This window comes from Aquabacter sp. DMC10 (genome assembly GCF_056314145.1).
Genome location: NZ_JBQUYX010000003.1, coordinates 286,742 through 306,097, shown reverse-complemented (window position 1 = coordinate 306,097; position 19,356 = coordinate 286,742). Strand labels below are relative to the sequence as shown.

General features: G+C 68.1%; 18 protein-coding genes. 6 read left to right on the top strand and 12 right to left on the bottom strand.

The features are described 5' to 3' along the window. The first annotated feature begins 33 nt into the window (after nucleotides 1–33). The 4 genes from ACT54L_RS10120 to pcaD all read left to right on the top strand — a co-directional run bounded on the left by ACT54L_RS10120 (nucleotide 34) and on the right by pcaD (nucleotide 3,024). Nucleotides 34–345 (top strand): YciI family protein, encoded by a 312-nt coding sequence (locus ACT54L_RS10120; protein ID WP_476085454.1) that lies wholly within the window; start codon nucleotides 34–36, stop codon nucleotides 343–345. Next, complete coding sequence (locus tag ACT54L_RS10115; RefSeq protein WP_476085453.1) at nucleotides 342–1,073, top strand: SDR family NAD(P)-dependent oxidoreductase; 732 nt, start codon at nucleotides 342–344, stop codon at nucleotides 1,071–1,073. The genes ACT54L_RS10120 and ACT54L_RS10115 overlap by 4 nt, the downstream gene beginning before the upstream one ends. 38 nt (nucleotides 1,074–1,111) lie before the next feature. After that, nucleotides 1,112–2,143, top strand: coding sequence for a cyclase family protein (locus ACT54L_RS10110; RefSeq protein WP_476085452.1), 1,032 nt, complete (start codon nucleotides 1,112–1,114; stop codon nucleotides 2,141–2,143). A gap of 83 nt (nucleotides 2,144–2,226) precedes the next feature. Continuing rightward, nucleotides 2,227–3,024, top strand: a complete 798-nt coding sequence (pcaD, locus tag ACT54L_RS10105; protein ID WP_476085451.1) for a 3-oxoadipate enol-lactonase — start codon at nucleotides 2,227–2,229, stop codon at nucleotides 3,022–3,024. A 12-nt stretch (nucleotides 3,025–3,036) separates the two neighbouring features. Here the strand turns inward: pcaD and ACT54L_RS10100 are convergent, their stop codons facing one another. The 9 genes from ACT54L_RS10100 to ACT54L_RS10060 all read right to left on the bottom strand — a co-directional run bounded on the left by ACT54L_RS10100 (nucleotide 3,037) and on the right by ACT54L_RS10060 (nucleotide 13,005). Further along, nucleotides 3,037–3,687, bottom strand: coding sequence for an NUDIX domain-containing protein (locus ACT54L_RS10100; protein ID WP_476085450.1), 651 nt, complete (start codon nucleotides 3,685–3,687; stop codon nucleotides 3,037–3,039). Further along, the gene (locus ACT54L_RS10095) at nucleotides 3,684–5,321 is read right to left on the bottom strand and encodes an ABC transporter ATP-binding protein (RefSeq protein WP_476085449.1); all 1,638 of its coding nucleotides are present in this window, start codon (nucleotides 5,319–5,321) and stop codon (nucleotides 3,684–3,686) included. The genes ACT54L_RS10100 and ACT54L_RS10095 overlap by 4 nt, the downstream gene beginning before the upstream one ends. Continuing rightward, entirely contained in the window at nucleotides 5,318–5,764 is a 447-nt protein-coding gene (locus tag ACT54L_RS10090; RefSeq protein ID WP_476085448.1) for a type II toxin-antitoxin system VapC family toxin, read from the bottom strand. Before ACT54L_RS10090 ends, ACT54L_RS10095 begins: the two co-directional genes overlap by 4 nt. Then, a complete protein-coding gene (locus ACT54L_RS10085; protein WP_476085447.1) occupies nucleotides 5,761–5,997 on the bottom strand; it encodes a hypothetical protein in 237 nt (78 codons plus the stop codon). Before ACT54L_RS10085 ends, ACT54L_RS10090 begins: the two co-directional genes overlap by 4 nt. A gap of 30 nt (nucleotides 5,998–6,027) precedes the next feature. Next, nucleotides 6,028–7,200 carry an ABC transporter permease gene (locus ACT54L_RS10080; RefSeq protein ID WP_476085446.1) on the bottom strand — a complete coding sequence of 391 codons (1,173 nt, stop codon included), beginning with the start codon at nucleotides 7,198–7,200 and terminating at the stop codon, nucleotides 6,028–6,030. Between the two features lie 3 nt (nucleotides 7,201–7,203). Next, the gene (locus ACT54L_RS10075; RefSeq protein WP_476085445.1) at nucleotides 7,204–8,313 is read right to left on the bottom strand and encodes a microcin C ABC transporter permease YejB; all 1,110 of its coding nucleotides are present in this window, start codon (nucleotides 8,311–8,313) and stop codon (nucleotides 7,204–7,206) included. A 54-nt stretch (nucleotides 8,314–8,367) separates the two neighbouring features. After that, nucleotides 8,368–10,230 carry an extracellular solute-binding protein gene (locus tag ACT54L_RS10070; RefSeq protein WP_476085444.1) on the bottom strand — a complete coding sequence of 621 codons (1,863 nt, stop codon included), beginning with the start codon at nucleotides 10,228–10,230 and terminating at the stop codon, nucleotides 8,368–8,370. Beyond that, nucleotides 10,227–12,068 carry an extracellular solute-binding protein gene (locus ACT54L_RS10065; protein WP_476085768.1) on the bottom strand — a complete coding sequence of 614 codons (1,842 nt, stop codon included), beginning with the start codon at nucleotides 12,066–12,068 and terminating at the stop codon, nucleotides 10,227–10,229. Before ACT54L_RS10065 ends, ACT54L_RS10070 begins: the two co-directional genes overlap by 4 nt. A 277-nt stretch (nucleotides 12,069–12,345) precedes the next feature. Continuing rightward, on the bottom strand, nucleotides 12,346–13,005 hold the full coding sequence (locus tag ACT54L_RS10060) for a c-type cytochrome (protein ID WP_476085443.1): 660 nt from the start codon (nucleotides 13,003–13,005) through the stop codon (nucleotides 12,346–12,348). Nucleotides 13,006–13,472: 467 nt separating this feature from the next. Here ACT54L_RS10060 and ACT54L_RS10055 point away from each other — a divergent pair, with 467 nt between their 5' ends. Beyond that, nucleotides 13,473–14,324 carry a prephenate dehydratase gene (locus ACT54L_RS10055; RefSeq protein WP_476085442.1) on the top strand — a complete coding sequence of 284 codons (852 nt, stop codon included), beginning with the start codon at nucleotides 13,473–13,475 and terminating at the stop codon, nucleotides 14,322–14,324. Nucleotides 14,325–14,340: 16 nt separating this feature from the next. Here ACT54L_RS10055 and ACT54L_RS10050 read toward each other — a convergent pair whose 3' ends face one another. The 3 genes from ACT54L_RS10050 to ACT54L_RS10040 form a co-directional block, all read right to left on the bottom strand. Continuing rightward, nucleotides 14,341–16,140 (bottom strand): uracil-xanthine permease family protein, encoded by a 1,800-nt coding sequence (locus ACT54L_RS10050; RefSeq protein WP_476085441.1) that lies wholly within the window; start codon nucleotides 16,138–16,140, stop codon nucleotides 14,341–14,343. Nucleotides 16,141–16,277: 137 nt separating this feature from the next. Further along, on the bottom strand, nucleotides 16,278–17,207 hold the full coding sequence (gene nudC, locus ACT54L_RS10045) for an NAD(+) diphosphatase (protein ID WP_476085440.1): 930 nt from the start codon (nucleotides 17,205–17,207) through the stop codon (nucleotides 16,278–16,280). An 80-nt stretch (nucleotides 17,208–17,287) separates the two neighbouring features. Beyond that, nucleotides 17,288–18,112 carry an exodeoxyribonuclease III gene (locus ACT54L_RS10040; RefSeq protein ID WP_476085439.1) on the bottom strand — a complete coding sequence of 275 codons (825 nt, stop codon included), beginning with the start codon at nucleotides 18,110–18,112 and terminating at the stop codon, nucleotides 17,288–17,290. A gap of 254 nt (nucleotides 18,113–18,366) precedes the next feature. Between ACT54L_RS10040 and ACT54L_RS10035 the strand changes: the two genes are divergently transcribed. Continuing rightward, nucleotides 18,367–19,332 (top strand): GDP-L-fucose synthase family protein, encoded by a 966-nt coding sequence (locus ACT54L_RS10035; RefSeq protein WP_476085438.1) that lies wholly within the window; start codon nucleotides 18,367–18,369, stop codon nucleotides 19,330–19,332. The last annotated feature ends 24 nt before the right edge of the window (nucleotides 19,333–19,356 follow it).

Genomic DNA, 19,356 nt, shown 5'->3' with positions numbered 1-19,356 from the left:
GAAGCGCTGGCGTGCCATAGCCGGAAGACACCCATGCCCTACATGATCGAGACCTTCGACAAGCCCGGCTCGGCAGACCTGCGCACCGCCACCCGCGATGTGCACCTCGCCTTCCTGGATGCCCACAAGCACCTGCTGCTCGCCTGCGGCGCCAAGCTGGACGAAGACGGCAACGCCGCCGGCGGCGGGCTTTATGTGGTGGACGTGGAGACGCGGGCGGAGGCGGAAGCCTTCATCGCCGCCGATCCCTTCACCACCGTCGGCCTGTTCGAGCGCGTGGTGATCCAGCGCTGGCGCAAGGCCTATGTGGACGGTGTCTCCTACCTCCCGGGAGCGCAGAAGTGAGCCCGGCCGGCGCAGGGCGCACCCTCGTCACCGGCGGGTCCAGCGGCATTGGCCTTGCGGTGGTCCGGCGGGAGATCGCCGCGGGCCGCGCGGTGGTGGTGCTCGACCGCGCCCCGCCCCCCGGCGACGTGGCGGCGGGCTTCATCGCCGTCGACATGATGGATGCGGCGGCCACCGACGCGGCGCTGAAAGCCGTGCTGGCGGATGGCCCGGTCACCCGGCTCGTCAACAATGTGGGCCTGGTGCGGCCGGCCACCATCGACGACACCACGCTCGACGACCTCGAAGCGGTCATGCGCCTCAATGTGGGCGCCACGCTCCAGTGCACGCAGGCTTTGCTGCCCGGCATGCGGGCGGCGGGCTTCGGGCGCATCGTGAACGTCTCGAGCCGGGCCGCCTACGGCAAGGACCTGCGCAGCGCCTATGCCGCCAGCAAGGCCGGGCTGCTCGGCCTGACGCGCACCTGGGCGCTGGAACTGGGCCGTGACGGCATCACCGTGAATGCGGTGGCCCCCGGCCCCATCGCCACCCCCCTCTTCACCGCCGCCAACCCGCCGGACGCGCCCCGCACCCGTGCCATCATCGAGGCCATTCCGGTCGGCCGCATGGGCACGCCGGAGGACGTGGCGGATGCCATCTGCTTCTTCCTGGGCGATGCCGCCGGCTTCGTGACCGGCCAGACGCTTCCGGTGTGCGGCGGCATGACGGTGGGCAAGGGCGTGGTCTGAGGCGCCGCACTAGGCTCCGCGAAAGAAAGACGCATCACATGTCCAACCCGCGCTGGACCCGCCGTCCCGAAGGCTCCACCTGGGGCGATTTCGGGCCGGACGATGAACTGGGCCGCCTCAACCTCATCACGCCGGAGAAGGTGCGCGCCGCCGTCGCCGAGGTGCGCGAAGGCCGCACCTTCTGCCTCTCCCTTCCGCTGGACCGGCCCGGTGGCAATGTGGTGAACGCCCGCCGCTTTCCCCCGGTCCTGGTGCCCACCGGCCCCGCCGAGGCGCCCCGCTACAACGCCTTGCTGTGCCATGACGATGCCAGCTTCGTGGACGTGGTCAGCGACGACAAGGTGGAAATCTGCCTGCAATATTCCACCCAGTGGGACAGCTTCGCCCATGTGGGCGCCCTGTTCGACGTGAGCGGCACCGGGCGGCCGGAGCCCGTTTATTATAACGGCTTCCGCGCCGGCATCGACATTGTCGGACCCAAGGACGCCGCCGAGCGCGGCATCCCCTCTGGCGCGCGGCGCCTGGGCATCCAGAATGCCGCCGCCCATGGCGTGCAGGGGCGCGGCGTGCTGGTGGACCTGCTCTCGCCCTTCGGCGAAGCCCGCCACCTGGTGGGTTATGACGATCTGATGCGCGTCATGGAGGCCCAGAAGGTGGTGGTGGAAGAGGGCGACATCCTCTGCCTCTATACCGGCTTCACCGACCTCATCATGGCCATGGACGGCGCCCCCGATCCCGACCGCCTCGCACGCGCCTGCGCGGTTCTGGATGGGCGCGACACCCAGCTTCTCGACTGGATCGCGCAGAGCCGCATCGCCGCTTTGGTGGCCGACAATTACGCGGTGGAGCAATTGCCAGCCCGCAAGCTCGCCGCCAATTCCCAGGCCTCCATGCCTCTGCACCATCATTGCCTGTTCAAGCTGGGCGTGCCGCTCGGCGAATTGTGGTGGCTCTCGGCGCTGGCCGCCCATCTGAAGGCCAGCGGCCGCAGCCGCTTCCTGCTCACCGCCCCGCCCTTGCGCCTGCCCGGCGCGGTGGGGTCGCCGGTGACCCCCATCGCCACCGTCTGACGTCTCCTCTTCAAGAGGGTCCGCTTCTCGCATCGGTCATGCGAGGGGCCTATATCCGTCCGTCGTCTCTCCCGGAGCCTCACATGCCCTTCATCCTCACCGGCCCCCTCGTCACCCATTACGACCTCGCCGGCCCGGAGGGCGCGCCCGTTTTGTTGCTCGCCAATTCGCTGGGCACCAGCTTCCACGTGTGGGACGCCATCGTCCCGGCGCTGACCACCCGCTACCGGGTGCTGCGCTATGACATGCGCGGCCATGGCCTGACCGATGCCGCCCCGCTGCCGGGCGAGACGCAGGGCTATTCCATCGCAGAGCTGGCGGGGGACGCCCTGGCGCTCCTGGATGCGCTGGGCATTGAGAAGGCCCATGTGGTGGGCCTGTCCATCGGAGGAATGGTGGCCCAACACCTGGCGGCCTATGCGCCGGAGCGCGTGGACCATGTGGTGCTGTGCGACACGGCCGCCGTCATCGGCCCGGCCTCGGTGTGGAACGACCGCATCGTCGGCATCCGCCGCGACGGCCTGCCCGCCATCGCGCCCGGCGTCATGGCCCGCTGGTTCACGGATGGCTTCCGCGCCGCCCGCCCTGATCTCATCCGCGGCTATGTGAACATGGTGGCCCGCACCACGCTGGACGGCTATCTCGGCTGCGCCATGGCGGTCCGCGATGCGGACCTGCGGGACGCAGGCGCCAAGATCACCGCGCCGGTGCTCGTCATCGTGGGCGACAAGGACCCCTCCACCCCGCCCGCAGCCGCCGAGGCTCTGGCGCAGGGCATCGCCGGCGCGCGGCTGGAGATGATCGCGGACGCCTCGCACATTCCCTGCGTGGAACAGCCCGAGGCCCTCGCCCGCCTGCTGCTGGGCTTCCTTCCGGCTTGAGCCGGCAGAACCCTATGGCGCGCCGGCCTGCCCGCGCGCCATCAGTTCGGGCAGGCGCTGGCGATTTAGCGCCAGCCATTGCAGGGCGAGCAGCAAATAGCCGTTGCAGGAGCGGCCGGGCTCAAGCAGCGAGAGCGCATCGTCCACCGGCACGGTGAAGGGCCGCGTCACCTCCTGCTCGCCGGCCGCACCCGCCTGCGCTGGGACGCGGGAGGCATCCACGAGGCCGAGGAACAGGTCGCAGCTTTCGTCCGTCACGCCCGGCGTGGGCAGGAAGGTGAAGAGCGGCTCCAGGTGATAGGGCTCGAGCCCGATCTCCTCCAGGCATTCCCGCCGCGCCGCCTCGGCGCAATCCTCGCCTCGCTCCACCCGGCCGGCGACGATCTCCACCAGTTCGCCCCGGCCCGTTGCCAGATGCGCCGAGAGGCGGAACTGGCGGATCAGCACCAGGACATTGCGCGCGGGATCAACGCACAGCACCCCGGCCACCCGCCCCACCCGGATCACGTCCCGCGAGAGCTGGTCCACCGTGCCGTCGGGATGGCGCAGCGTGACGCCATACTGCTCATAGGTGAGATAGGACTTCGCCAGGGTCTCAGGTGCGGACAGGTCGATATCCGCAATCGCATCGCCGAGAAGACCGCCGGTCTCGCTTCCACTCATTGCGCCACCACTCCGGCCTGGGCGGTCTCCAAATTGAAGGCCGCCGCGAACAGGGCCTTGGTATAGGCCTCACGCGGCGCCTCGAACACCTGCCGCGCCGGGCCCTCCTCCACCACCTTGCCGCCCTTCATCACCAGGATGCGGCTTGCGAGCGCTGAGACCACCCGCAGATCGTGGGAGATGAACATGTAGGTGAGGTTGCGCCGACGCTGGAGGGAGCGCAGCAGGTCCACAATCTGCGCCTGCACCAGCATGTCGAGGGCCGAGGTGGGCTCGTCCAGCACCACGAAGGAGGGTTCGAGCGCCATGGCCCGGGCGATGGAAATGCGCTGGCGCTGGCCACCGGAAAATTCGTGCGGATAGCGATGGCGCATCTCGGGATCGAGACCCACATCCTCCAGCGCCGCGATCACCCGCTCCTCCCGGGCTTGCGACGACAGGCCGGGCTGGTGCACCTCCAGCCCCTCCCCCACGATGTCGCCCACCGCCATGCGGGGCGAAAGCGCGCCATAGGGGTCCTGGAAGACGATCTGCATGTCCTTGCGCAGCGGCCGCATCTGCGCAAAGCGCAGGCCGTCGATGCGGCGGCCGAGATAGGCGATGGGCCCGGCCGAGGAAATGAGGCGCAGCATGGCCAGCCCCAAGGTGGTCTTGCCGGAGCCGGATTCCCCCACCACGCCCAGCGTCTCGCCCTGGTGGACGGACACCGTCACCCCATCCACCGCCTTCACATGGCCGATGGTCCGCCGGAGGATGCCGCGCTTGATGGGGAAATGGACCTTCAGGTCCTCGGTGGCCACCACCACCGGCGCGTCCGGCGCGGCGGGGGCCGGGTCGGGCTTGGGCTCGGCATGGAGGAGGGCCTGCGTGTAGGGGTGACGGGGACGCTGGAAAGTGTCTTCCGCGCTGCCCTGCTCCACGATCTCCCCGTGCCGCATGACGCAGACCCGGTCGGCGATCTTGCGCACGATGCCCAGATCATGGGTGATGAACAGCATGGCCATGCCCAGGCGACCTTGCAGCTCCTTCAGGAGCTTGAGGATCTGCGCCTGGACGGTGACGTCGAGCGCGGTGGTGGGCTCGTCGGCGATCAGCAGGTCCGGCTCGTTGGCGAGCGCCATGGCGATCATGACGCGCTGGCGCTGGCCGCCGGACAATTGATGGGGATAGGCGGACAGCCGGCTCTCGGGATCGGGCAGGCCCACCTCGTGCAGCAGCTCCAGCGTCCGCTTGCGGGCTGCCGCCGTCGACAGGCCGCGATGGAGGATAAGCATCTCCCCCACCTGCCGCTCGATGGTGTGAAGCGGGTTCAAGGAGCTCATGGGCTCCTGGAACACCATGGTCACGTCATTGCCCCGCACCCCGCGCAGCTCCCGCTCGGGCAAGGTGAGCAGGTCATGTCCCTTGAACAGGATGCGGCCCGTGGGGTGGCTCGCGGCCGGATAGGGCAGGAGCTTGAGGATGGAGAGGGCGGTCACCGACTTGCCGGAGCCCGATTCCCCCACCAGCGCCACGGTCTCTCCCGCCGTCACGTCGAAGGACACCCCCTTCACCGCCACGGCGTCCGTCCCATCCCGTCGGAAGGCGACGGACAGGTTCTCGACGGACAGGAGGGGCGCGGCGGCTTCGATCATGATCCCGTCCCAATATCTTCGACCGTGAAGGGCGTGACGCCCACGCGCACCATGCCCTCGGGCATGGCAAGGCGCTCGTCCTCAGTGATGAAGTGCGTGCAGCCGGCAATTTGCGCCGAGGCCAGATGGATCGCATCCGGAAGTCGCAGGCCGCGCCGCGACGCTCGCAGATGCGCCGCCCGGATGAGGACATCGCGGCTCACCGCAAGCACCTCGAACTGGCCCTCGCCAGAGATCATGTCTTCGTAGGCATGCGCGAGATCCATCTCGTCCCGCTCGATGGGTTTCACCAGGAGTTCAGACAAGGTGAGCTCGCTCGTAAACGCGCTGACAGTCCCCTGCTCGATCGCATCCAGCAGCCACCAGGCATGGTCGCTATGGGCACCGTGCGTCTCGTAGGCGGCGATGAACACGTTCGAATCCAGATAGACGCGGGGGGTCATCGCCGGTCCCACTCGTCGCGCAAGGCGCGAATATGGGCGACGATCTCCTCGGCATCGCGGAAGCGGGAGCGCTTCACATGACGCCACCGCGAGAAATGCCCCACCCCCTCCGCCGGAATGGAGGACGGTTCGCTTTCCACGACCACGCGCGCATGCGAAGCGGCATTCAGTGACGGCCGCAAATCCTCCGGCAGCTTCTCCACCGGGTAGTGTTCGCGCACGATCCTGGTCATGGGGTCATCTCCGCCGCCATCCTACCACACTCACCCGAAGGTCTTGCGCGGGTCGAAGGCGTCGCGGACGGCTTCGCCGATGAAGATGAGCAAGGTCAGCATCAGCCCCACGGTGAAGAAGCCAGTCAGGCCCAGCCAGGGGGCCTGGATGTTGGCCTTGCCCTGGGACAGGAGCTCGCCCAGCGAGGGCGAGCCGGGGGGCAGGCCGAAGCCGAGGAAGTCCAGGGCGGTCAACGTCATCACCGAGGAGGACAGGATGAACGGCAGCAAAGTGAGGGTGGCCACCATGGCATTGGGCAGGATGTGGCGCACAATAAGGGTGAAATTGCCCACCCCCAGCGCCCGCGCCGCCTGCACATATTCAAAATTGCGCGCGCGCAGGAATTCGGCGCGCACCATCCCCACCAGCGCCACCCAGGAAAAGAGCAGCAGAATGCCCAGCAGCACCCAGAAGCCGGGCACCAGCACCGAGGAGATGATGAGCAGCAGATAGAGGGAGGGGATGGCGGTCCAGATCTCGATGAAGCGCTGGAACAGAAGGTCCACCCAGCCGCCGAAATAGCCCTGCACCGCGCCCGCCGCCACCCCGATGATGGAGGAGATGATGGTCAGGGTCAGGCCGAACAGCACGGAGATGCGGAAGCCGTAGATGAGGCGTGCGAGCACGTCGCGGCCCTGGTCATCGGTGCCGAGCCAGTTCATCTCCAGGCCCGCGCAGCCCTCGACACCCTTGCGCTCGGCCGCCGCCTTGCACTGCTCCTCGGTGAGCATCCAGGTGGGCGGCGAAGGGGCGGGCGTGGGCAAATCGAGATTGTGGGTGGAATAGGAGAAGTGCACGGGCGGCCAGATCATCCAGCCGCCTTTCTCCGCGATCAGCTTTCGCAGATAGGGATCGCGATAATCGGCCGTGGTCTCGAAGTCGCCGCCAAAGGTGGTCTCGGGATAGGCCTTCACCACCGGGAAATAATAGGCGCCGTCATAGCGCACCAGGATCGGCCGGTCATTGGCGATGAACTCGGCGAACAGGCTGACCACGAACAGGATGGTGAAGAGGACGAACGACCACCAGCCGCGCCGGTTGGCGCGGAAGTTCCGCACCCGACGCTGGTTGAGCGGCGAGAGCCAGCGGCTCTGGCCGAGCGGCGCCGGGGGCTTGGGCGCCACGGTCGGCGGGGCGGAGGGGACGGGAGCGAGCGTGTCCATGCCTCACACCTCCCGGGTCTCGAAATCGATGCGCGGGTCCACCAGCATGTAGGTGAGGTCGGACAGGAGCCCTACCAGCAAACCCGCCAGCGAGAAGATGTAGAGGGTGCCGAACACCACCGGATAGTCGCGGTTGAGCACGCTCTCGAAGCCCAACAGGCCGAGCCCATCCAGCGAGAAGATGGTCTCGATCAGTAGCGAGCCGGTGAAGAAGGCGGAGATGAAGGCGGACGGGAAGCCGGCAATGACGATCAGCATGGCATTGCGGAACACATGCCCATAAAGCACCCGCCGCTCGGGCAGGCCCTTCATGCGGGCGGTGGTGACATATTGCTTGCGGATCTCTTCCAGGAACGAGTTCTTGGTCAGCAGCGTCATGGTGGCGAAGGCGCCGAGCACCATGGAGGTGAGCGGCAGCACCAGGTGCCAGGCATAGTCGGCGATGCGCTCCGGCCAGGACATCTGCACCCAATTGTCCGAGGTCAGTCCCCGAAGCGGGAACCAGTCCAGGAACGACCCGCCGGCGAACAGGATGATGAGCAGGATGGCGAACAGGAAGGACGGGATGGCATAGCCGACGATGATGACGGCCGAGGTCCACACATCGAAGCGCGAGCCGTCCCGCATGGCCTTGGCGATGCCGAGCGGAATGGAGATGGCGTAGGTCAGCAAGGTCATCCACAGCCCGAGCGAGATGGAGACCGGCAGCTTCTCCGCGATCAGGTCGAGCACGCCGATGTCGCGGAAATAGGAGCGCCCGAAATCGAAGCGCACATAGTTCCAGATCATCTTCAGGAAGCGCTCGTGCGCGGGCTTGTCGAAGCCGAACTGCTTTTCCAGCTCGGCGATGAATTTCGGATCGAGCCCCTGGGCGCCGCGGTATTTGGACGAAGCATCGACCCCGCCCGCGCCGGGCGCCCGCGCGCCGCCGGAGAAGTCACCGCCCTGGCCGGAGACGCGGGCGGTGGCCGAGACGTCGTCGCCGGTGAGCTGGGCGATCACCCGCTCCACCGGCCCGCCGGGGGCGAACTGGATGACCACGAAGGACACCAGCATGATGCCGAGGATGGTCGGGATCATCAGGGCCAGGCGTCGGACGATATAGGCGAGCATCGTGTCTCCGCTTTTCGCGTCACCGTGCGGTCAGGCCGGCGCGGCGTCAACCGCTCAGGCGGGCGTGTGCCACCAGGTGTCGAGCACCCCGGTGTCGTATTTGGGCGGCGTCGGCGGACGGCCGAACACATCCCAATAGGCCAGCCAGTGGGACGGCTTGTACCATTGGGGCACCCAGTAGCGGCCCGCCCGCAGCACCCGGTCGAGGGCGCGGCAGGCGGTGACCAGTTCGGGGCGCGTCTGGGCGGCGAGCGCCACCGTGATGAGCCCGTCCACCGCGCTGTCCGAAATGCCTGAAATATTGTTCGACCCGCGCGTGCGGGCCGCCTCGCTGCCGAAATAGGCGCGCAATTCCTCGCCCGGATTGAGCGACACCGAATAGCGGCGAACCACCATGTCGAAGTCGAAATCCTTCAGCCGGGCCTGGTATTGGGCGGGATCGACGATGCGGAACGTGGCCTCGATGCCCAGCACCTTCAGATTGCCGATGAAGCGGGAGGTGTGGCGCTCGAAGGCGCCGTCATCATCCAGGAACTCGACGGTGAGCGGCTGGCCCTTGCCATCCACCAGCCGGCCCTGCTGCACCACATAGCCCGCCTCCTTGAGCAGCGCGGCGGCGCGGCGCAGTTGAGCGCGGTCCTGCCCGGAGCCGTCCGTGACGGGGGGTACATAGGGCTCGCCGAACACTTCCTCCGGCAGCCGCTCGCGATAGGGAGCGAGCAGCTTCTCCTCGGCGGGCGAGGGCTTGCCCTGCGCCATCAGGTCGGAATTCTGGAAGAAGGAGACGGTCCGGTCATATTGGCCGAACATGAGATTCTTGTTGGTCCACTCGAAATCGAAGGCGAGCGCCACTGCCTCGCGCACCGTGCGGTCGTAGAATTTCGGCCGGCGGGTGTTGAAGAACCAGCCCTGCGCGCCCGACGGCGTGTTGTCCGGCAGCACCTCGCGCTTCACCCGCCCGTCCTTGACGGCGGGAAAGTCATACTGGGTCGCCCAGGCGCGGGAGGTGAATTCCTGACGATAGAGATAGGCGCGGGCCTTGAAGGCCTCGAAGCCCACCTCCCGGTCGCGGAAATATTCGTAGCGCACCGTATCGAAGTTGAACCGCCCGCGGTTCACCGGCAGATCGGCGGCCCAATAGTCCCGCACCCGCTCATATTCCACGAACCGCCCCACCTCGAAGCGCCCCACCTTGTAGGGGCCCGAGCCGAGGGGGGGATCGAGCGTGGTCTCGTCGAACTTGCGCGCGCTGTAATAGGCCCTGGAGAAGATGGGCAGGCTGGCGGCGTAAAGGGGCACGTCACGCGCGCGCTGCGCACTGAAGCGCAGCAGCACGACCCCCGGCCCCTCCGCCTCGGCGCCGGAAAACTCCTGCAGCGCCTGGCGGATGAGCGGATGGCCCTGGCGCTTCAGCGTCTCCAGCGAGAACACCACGTCCTCGGCGGTGAGCGGCGTGCCGTCGTGGAAGCGGGCCTGTGGGCGCAGCGTGAAGCGATAAAGCCGCCCCTCCTCGGCGATGGAGACGCTGGACGCCACGAGCCCATACAGGCCGTCCGGCTCGTCCTCGGCGCGCGTCATCAGGCTGTCGAACACCAAGGCGAGGCCTTGGGCGCCATCGCCACGCAGAATATAGCCGTTGAGCGAATTGAAGGTCTGGAACGACTGGTTATAGGCGGCGGTGGGACCGATCAGCGAGAAGGCGCCGCCCTTGGGGGCCTGCGGATTCACATAGGCGAAATGGGGAAAGTCCGCCGGATATTTCAGGTCGCCGAAGGCCGAGAGGCCGTGGCGCTCCACCCCCTCGGCCGCCTGGGCGGCGCCGACGCCTCCCAGCATCGCCGCGCCCGGCGGGACCAGGAGGCCGGCGCCGGCGGCCGCGGTGAGTTTCAGGACGGAACGCCGGTCCATCCCGCTCATGGCTTGGGCGCCCCCACCTTGCCGGCCTTGGCGGCGTCCCACCACCAGATGTTCGGGAAGCCGAAGGAATAGCGCGGCAATTCGGCGGGATGGGCGAACCGGTCCCAACGGGCGGTGCGGGTGAATTTCAGCGACCAGGCGGGGATCACATAGTCATTCCACAGCAGCACCCGGTCGAGTGCATGGGCGGCGGCCACCAGCTCCTCGCGATCGGTGGCATAGATGACCTTCTCGATCAGGGCATCCACGGCCGGGTCCGCGATGCCGGCATAATTGCGCGAGCCGTCGCGCTTGGCCGATTCGGAACCCCAGAAGTCGCGCTGCTCATTGCCCGGCGAGAGCGACTGGCCCCAGGCGGCGATGATCATGTCGAAGTCGCGGGAGCGGACGCGGTTGATATATTGGGCATTGTCCACCACCCGCACCGAGACGGTGATGCCGAGCCGCTCCAAAGCGGGCTTGTAGAACAATGCGACGCGCTCGAAGCTCGGCCGGTCCACCAGGATCTCGATGGAGAAGGGCTCGCCCTTGGCATCCACCAGCTGGCGGCCCTTCACCTGGTAGCCGGCCTCCTTCAGGAGATCGGCCGCCTTGCGCAGATTGGCGCGGCGGGCCTCTTCCGAGCCGGCGACGGGATTCTTGTAGGGGGTATTGAACAGGGCCGGCGGCACCTTGTCCTTGACGCCCTGGAGGATGTCCAGCTCCTGGCCCGCCGGGATGCCGCCGGAGGCCAGCTCGGTGCCGGCGAAATAGCTGGAGATGCGGGTATATTGGTCGAAGAAGAGGGTGTGGTTCATGCCCTCGAAGTCGAGCGCATAATTGAGCGCCCGGCGCACCCGCGGGTCCTGGAACTTGGCCCGGCGCAGATTGGGCACGAAGGCCTGCATGACGCCCGAGGCCCGGTTCTCGAACATTTCCAGCACCACCTTGCCGTCGGTCCGGGCCGGGAAATCATAGGCGGTGGCCCAGTTCTTGGCCGAGGTCTCCACGCGGAAATCGTACTGGTCGGCCTTGAAGGCTTCCAGCTCCACCGTATCGTCGCGGTAATATTCGTAGCGGATCTCGTCGAAATTGTTGGTGCCGACGTTCACGGGCAGCTTGGCGCCCCAATAGTCCTTCACCCGCTCATAGACGATGGTGCGGCCGGGAACGAAGAACTTGATCTTATAGGCGCCGGAGCCGAGCGGCGGCTCCAGCGTGCCCTGGGTGATGTCGCGCGGCCGGCCGGCGCCGTCGGTGCCGGTCCACCAATGCTTGGGCAGGATCAGCATTTCGCCGACGATCTGCGGCAATTCGCGATTGCCGCCCTGGTCGAAGGTGAAGGTCACGTTCCGCTCGCCGGTCTTCTCCACCGACTTCACGTGGCGGTAGTAGAAGGCCTGCCCGGGGCTGTTCTTGGTGATGACATCAAACGACCACACCACGTCGTCCGGCGTGATCGGCGTGCCGTCGTGCCAGCGCGCCTCGGGACGCAGGCGATAGGTCACCGAGGAAAAGTCGGAGGGATAGCGCAGCCCCTCGGCCAGCAGGCCATAGGCCGTGGCCACCTCGTCGAAGGACTGGGTGGTCAGCGTGTCATAGATGAGGCCGAGCCCGGCGGCGGCGGCGCCGCGCGGAATCACCGAATTGAAGCTGTCGAACGTGCCGCTTTCGGACAGGCGGAGCACCCCGCCCTTGGGGGCATTGGGGTTCACATAGTCGAAATGCTTGAAATCCGGTGCATATTTGGGAACCCCCATGAGCGAGGTCGCGGCACGGAAGGGCGGATTGCCCTCCTGCGCCAACGCCGGCCCGGCACAGGCGAGGAGCGCCACGGCAAGGGCGAGGCGGCGGACCATCAGCTTCATGGGGAACTCCGGGTCTGCGATGCGGGGGAAGTCACAGGCATAGCCGATAATGACCCCTGGCGCGACGGCAGAAAGATGGCGCGCCCGGCCCTCCCGGTTCCGTTCAAGCGAGCGTGACCGGCACGCGTCGCCGCTCGCCCGGTCCGGCGCGGCCGCCGGAACGAAAAAGGCCGCCCCGAGGGGCGGCCCTTGACGGATGGGTCTCGGGCGAGAGGGGCTTCCCCCCTCGCATCGCCGGACGGAGGCCCGTGCTACCGGGCGCTCCAGATCACTGGGGCTTGGCCTCGGACGGCGCAGGCGCAGACGGGGTGGCCCCGCCAGGCGCAGCACCGGCCGGCGCGGGCGCGGACGGGGTCTCGGCCTTGGCCGGTTCCGCCTTGGCCGGCGCGGCGGAGGCGGTGGGCAGGGGCTTGGGATCGTGGGAGAGCGTGTTGAGATAGGCGATCAGGTCCGCCCGCTCGGTCTCCTTGCCAAGGCCGGCGAAGGCCATGGCGGTGCCCGGAACATAGGCCTTCGGATTGGTCAGGAAGGCGTTGAGGTCCTGGGGCGTCCAGTCGCCGCCCTTGTCCTTCATGGCGGTGGAATAGGCAAAGCCCGCCACGCTGCCCTTCGCCCGGCCGACGATGCCATAGAGGTCCGGGCCGACCTTCGCGCCGGCGCCTTCCTGGAAGTTGTGGCAGGCCACGCACTTCTTGGCGACGTTGGCGCCCTTCTCGGGAGAGGCGGTGGCAAACAGCTGCTCGATCGGCACTTCCGCGGGCTTGGTGGCCACGGCTTCCGACGGGCCCTCCGGCACGGCGATCTCATAGCCGGGCTTGGCCGGGGCCTCGGGCGTGAAAATGATCTGCGAGACGATACCGAGACCGAGCGTGAGCGTCAGAGTTCCCAGCACCGCGCCCGCGATTTTGTTTAATTCGAAACTATCCATCGGCGCTTCGCTCCTCGGAGCCCCAAGATTCTAGCCAGTTCCGCGCGCACAATTAGCCGGCGCGCCCTTAAGGGTGCTGCCGTTCGGACACTAATCATGTTGGTTCGCGCCGCGCAACCCGCAGGGGGCGCGCCCAAATGGCACGTTCGGCCTTGCCCGGCGCGCCTTTGAAGCCGGTGCCGGCGCGCGTTCCAAGGCCCTGCGCGGCCCGGCGGCGGCGTGCTGGCGCTGCGCGCCGGTGACGCAGCGGCCGCCACGCGGCGACCCGTCGCATCCAGCCGCGCCCCCGGCCCGTCCTGCCGCCGCCCGCCGGCGGCTTTCAATTGGCGATGGACACGGGCCGCGCGGCGGTGAATATCCGCCCGCCGCGCCATCACGACGCGCGGCCGGGGCCGCCGAGGCTGGCCTGCGATGGAAGAGACGTCCGGCCGGGCCTGACCGCCGCCGGACCAGACGAGGAGAATGCCATGAGCCGCCGCATCGTGTTCCAGGGAGAGCCGGGCGCGAACTCGCACATTGCGTGCCGCGACACCTATCCCGACCATGAGGCGGTGCCCTGCCCCACCTTCGAGGACGCCTTCGCGGCGGTGGAAGGCGGCACGGCCGACCTTGCCATGATTCCCATCGAGAATTCGGTGGCCGGCCGGGTGGCGGACATCCACCATCTCCTGCCGCGGGCGAGCCTCAACATCATCGGGGAATATTTCCTGCCCCTCTCCCACCAGCTCATGGCGGTGAAGGGTGCCAGCCTTGCCACCCTGAAGAGCGCGCAGAGCCATGTCATGGCCCTCGGCCAATGCCGCAAGGCGCTGCGCACCTTGAGCCTGACCCCCATCATCGGCGCCGATACCGCCGGCTCGGCCCGCGAGATCGCCGAGGCCCAGGACATCAGCCGCGCCGCCATCGCCTCGCGCCTGGCCGCCGAGCTCTACGGCCTTGATATTCTTGCGGAAAACATCGAGGACGAGGCCCACAACACCACCCGCTTCGTCATCCTGTCCAAGGACGGGGACTGGGCGAGCCCGGCCGAGGGGCCGGTGGTGACCTCCTTCGTCTTCCGCGTGCGCAACGTGCCCGCCGCGCTCTACAAGGCGCTGGGCGGCTTTGCCACCAATGGCGTCAACATGACCAAGCTGGAATCCTACCAGATGGACGGCCAGTTCACGGCCACCCAGTTCTATGCCGACGTGGACGGCCATCCCGACGACCAGGGCCTGAAGTTCGCCCTGGAGGAACTGGCCTTCTTCTCCCGCGAGCTGCGCATCCTGGGCGTCTATCCCGCCCATTCCTACCGCCAGGGCCTGAACGGGCACGGGTGAGTGGGTTGGCAGACCTTCAGTGGTCGAAGCGCAGGATGATGCGGGCCTTGCCGCCGGCGCGGCCGAAGGTGACCCGGTCGCTCAGGCCGTGGAGGAGGTAGGCGGCAAAGCCCGCCACCTCCTGGGCATCCCCCAGCAGCGCCTCCGGCGAGGGGCGCTCCTTGGGCACTTCCAGCACCTGCCCGTCATAGATGACGAACACGTCGAGATGGGTCTCGTCGAAGCGGGCGCGCAGTTCCACCGGCCCCTCGGCAATGCCCGTGTCCCCCACCACCTCCAGCGCCTGGGCGGCCACCGGAATGGCGGCGGCGATGACGTCCCGCCGCGCGCCCCACAGGTCGCCCTGGTGCTCCAGGAAGGCGCGCACGGTCAGGAAGGCATTGGCCCCTGCCTCCACGGGCTGGGCGCTCTCCTTGGAAATGCCGATGCGCATGATGAGGTTGAGCAGCATGGCGGCGCAGATGGCCACCGTCAGCGGGTTGGAGAACAGCGGCTGGATGGCGGTGTGGAGCTGCTCCTTCAAGGGCAGCAGCGCCACCGACATGCCCGCCAGGATGGAGAGCCCCACCAGAAACACCCGACGCTCCGACAGGCGGCGGGACAGGATGAGGTCCATGCCCGCCACCAGCAGATAGGCGGAGGTGTAAAGCAGGATGCCGCCGATCACCGGCGAGGGGATGAGGGTGAGGGCCACGATGGCCTTTGGGAAGAAAGCGGTGATGAAGATCACCGCCCCCGCGCAGATGCCGATGATGCGCGCGGTGGCGCCGGTGGCAAAGGCCAGGCCCACCGCCGAGGAGGACAGGCCGCACTGGAAGCCAGTGGTCAGGCCGTTGAGCATGTTGCCGATGCCCACCGTGGAAATGGCACGCCCGGCGGCCGCCATGTCGGCCCGCCGCCAGTCGGCGTCGTTCATCTTTTCCAGCGAGACGGTGGTGGAGAGCACATCCATGAAGCTCATCATCACCACCAGCGCCAGAAGCGGGAACAGGCTGGGCGCCAGGGTGAGGCCGGGAAGCGCCAGGGCCGGCAGATCCACGAACGCCACCTCGGCCAGGGTCCGGGCCATATCCGGCTGCAGAACCCCGAAGGGCACCGCCAGGACCCAGCCCAGGGCGGCCCCGGTGACCACGGCGAACAGCTTGAAGCGGCGGGGCGCAAACACGGTGATGCCGACGATAAGGGCGAGCGTCGCCATGGAGACGGTGAGCGATCCGGGTCGGACGAGCGCGCTTCCCCCGTCGATGCCGAGCGCCCGCCGGAGCGCCGGCCCCGCCAGCGACATGCCGAGCATCAACACCGCCACGCCGCAGACCTCCGGCGGGGCGAGAATGCGCATGGGCCGGGCGAGGCGCGCCATGAACACCTGGCACACGCCCACCAGGAGGGTGGTGGCCGCCATCAGGGGCGGCCCGCCCAAGGTGAGCGCCTGCACCGCCAGGGGCAGGCCGCTGGGGGAAGGAATGTGCACGCCCAGATAGCCGCTGCCGAAGCGGGTGCGCGCGCTCTGGAGAATGGTGGCAAGACCCATGCACATGGTGCAGGCGGTCATCACAGCCTGCATCTCGTGAGCGCCCAGATGCGCTTCGCTGGCGGCCACCAGGGGATAGATCAGGAAGGTGAGGGCCAGCATGGCATGCTGGACCGAGAGCGGGATCAGGGTGGAAAGGGGGACCTTGTCACCCAGGCCATAGACCAGGGTCGATGGCCGGCGCGTGGGACGCGCCGAACCGCGCGGCGGCGCCAGCCAATGCCGCACCGCCTTGACCATCCGCCACCCCTGGCCCCCATGGGCCGCCCCGGTGTGCTGCTCCACTGCTTCACCCGCTTCAGCCCGAATCAGCTCGCGTCCGCACCTTGCCCCATGGTGGACCGGGGAGACCGCCAAACTCAATCGTCACCTAACGGCTCTCGCCGCCCTCCCGGGCAGCAGGGGCCGGCCCGGCACGTCCCTTAGGCGCCCTCAACGAAGGCCCGGATGAGGTGATGGGCAATGGCCACCGGCGGCGGCACGAACAGGCCATCGGGATGGGTGCGCGTGAGCATAAGGGCGGTTTCGCGCCGGGTGAACCAGCGGGCGCCCTCCAGCTCCTTGGCATCCATGACGATCTCGTCCGAGGTCGCCTCGGCCAGGCAGCCGATCATGAGCGACATGGGGAAGGGCCAGGGCTGGCAGGAATGATAGGTGACGCGCCCTGTCGCGATGCCCGCCTCCTCCAGCACCTCGCGCCGCACCGCCTCCTCGGCGGTCTCGCCGGGCTCCACGAAGCCGGCAAGGCAGCTCCACATGCCCGGCGCGAAATGGGGCTGGCGCCCCATCAGGCACAGGTCGCCGCGATGGGCGAGCATGATGACCACCGGGTCCGTGCGCGGAAAATGCTGGGCGCCGCAGGACGGGCAGTCCCGCCGCCAGCCGCCCTCGACAATGCGCGACGCAGAGCCGCAATTGGAGCAGAAGCCGTGCCGGCCATGCCAGGCCAGCATGGCCTTGCCGCAGGCGATGGCGGAAAGGTCCCCGGGCGGCAACAGCCCGCCAACCGCGATGGACCTGAGGTCGGAGACGAACAGGCCGCCCCCCTCCATCTCCTCGCGCCGGCCGGGATCAAAGCGCATGGCAAAGCGCGGCGCGCCATCCCTGAGGCCAAGGAAGATGGGGCGGATGCCGCCAAGGCCTTCGGCATGCTCGCGCTCGAACAAGGGCTCCAGCCACTCGCCCAGCTTGCGCGCCGCCACCAGCTCGCCCCCCATCAGATAGATGCGGGCATCGCGCCGGGCGAGCAGGCTGTCCGCCTCGCCGCGCAAATGGGCGGCGCGGTCGAGCGGGCTGTCCACATAGCCAAGCGCCGGCCAGGGGCCGAGATCGGGAAGGTCGGAGGAAGACATGGGGGGCGCCTGAGGCGAGGATGCGGGAGGCGGACGGTGGCACGGGCGCGAGCGAGAGGCAAGACGGCGCCCCTCCCCCCTTAAATCTCGAACGTCACCGCCACCGGCACATGGTCGGAGGGCTTTTCCCAGCTCCGCGCGTCCCGCAGCACGGTCATGTCGCGGGCGAGCGGGGCGAGGGAACGGCTGGTCCACACATGGTCGAGGCGGCGGCCGCGATCATTGACGGTCCAGTCGGGGGAACGATAGCTCCACCAGGTGAAGAGCTTTTCCGGCGGGCTGACGAACTGGCGCATCACGTCCACCCAAGGGCCGGAGGCCTGCCAGCGGGCCATGCGCTCCACCTCCACCGGGGTGTGGCTGACCACGTTGAGAAGCTGCTTGTGGCCCCACACGTCGCTTTCCAGCGGCGCGATGTTGAGGTCGCCCACCAGCATGGCGTGGCCGGCGGGGTCATTGGCCTGTTCGGCAAGGCGGGGCCAGGCGGTGGCCTCGTCCAGGAAGGCAAGCTTGTGGGCGAACTTGGGGTTCAAGTCGGGATCGGGAATGTCGCCGCCGGCCGGCACATAGAAATTGTGGATGGTGAGCGGCGCGGAGAGACCCTGCGCCAGCGTCACCGCCACGTGCCGGGCATCGCCCTTGGCGCAGAATTCCTGCCGTTCCACAGCCTCGAAGGGCAGCTTGGAGAAGGTGGCGACCCCATGCCATCCCTTCTGGCCGTTCAGGGCGATATGGGCGAACCCCATGTCCTTGATGGCCTTCGAGGGGAACTTGTCGTCCTGGCACTTGGTTTCCTGGAGGCAGAGCACGTCCGGCTTCAGGCGGGCGACCGCCTCCTGCACCAGATCAAGGCGGATGCGGACGGAATTGATGTTCCAGGTGCAGACGGTCAGCGAACGGGCCACGGGCAGGTTCCGATTGGCAGGAGGGCGACCCGCCTCAAGCGGGAATGTGCGCCGCATGAGCCGCGCTCCGGCGTCCCGGGTCAAGAGGCAGGTCGCCCCGCCCCGGCTCGCACGGTAAAATCATCACGCCTCCCCCTGCGCCAGTGTTGACATCTCGGTCGGGAGAGAATTGGAAAGCAGGTCACGGATGTGGGGCGCATCCTGGAACCGATGCGGCCGTGCCGGCAGGCCCGTCCGCCCCGATCGAGGTCGAAATGAGCACGCATCTGTGTGAGATCGAAGGCGCCCGCATCTTCGTCGCCGGCCATCGGGGCATGGTGGGGTCCGCCCTGGTGCGTCGTCTCGCCCGCGAGAAGGTGGAGATCCTGACCGCCCCCCGCGCGGAGCTGGATCTGGCCTCCCGGGCCGATGTCACCGCCTATATGAAGCGCGAGCGCCCTGACTTCGTGTTCATGGCCGCCGCCAAGGTGGGCGGCATCTATGCCAATGACGCCTTCCCGGTGGATTTCCTGCGCGAGAATCTCGAAGTGGAGATCGCCACCGTCAGCGCCGCCCATGAGTCGGGCGTGCGCAAGCTGGTGTTTCTCGGCTCGTCCTGCGTCTATCCCAAGCTCGCGCCCCAGCCCATCCATGAGGACAGCCTGCTGACCGGGCCGCTGGAGCCCACCAACGAGTGGTACGCCATCGCCAAGATCGCCGGCATCAAGCTGGCCCAGGCGTTCCGCCGCCAGTATGGGGCGGACTATGTGAGCGTCATGCCGACCAATCTCTATGGCCCCGGCGACAATTACCACCCCGAGCATTCCCACGTGCCCGCCGCCCTGATCCGCCGCATGCACGAGGCGAAGCTTGCGGGCGCGCCGAGCGTGACGGTGTGGGGCACCGGCACGCCGCGGCGGGAATTCCTGTTCGTGGACGATCTGGCCGATGCCTGCCTGCACGTGCTGCGCACCTATTCGGATGCGGAGCCGCTGAACATCGGCTGCGGGCGGGACATGACCATCGCCGAATTCGCCCATCAGATCGCGGCGGTGACCGGCTATCGCGGCGAGATTGTCTTCGACACCTCCAAGCCCGACGGCACGCCGCGCAAGCTCCTGGATGTCTCCCGCCTCACCGGTCTCGGCTGGACCGCCCGTACCCCGCTGGCGGAGGGCCTGGAGGCCGCCTATGCGGACTTCAAGTCCCGCTTCCATCCCGCCCGGGACTTATGCGCCTGACGGCGCCCCGCAGGGCCGGGCGGC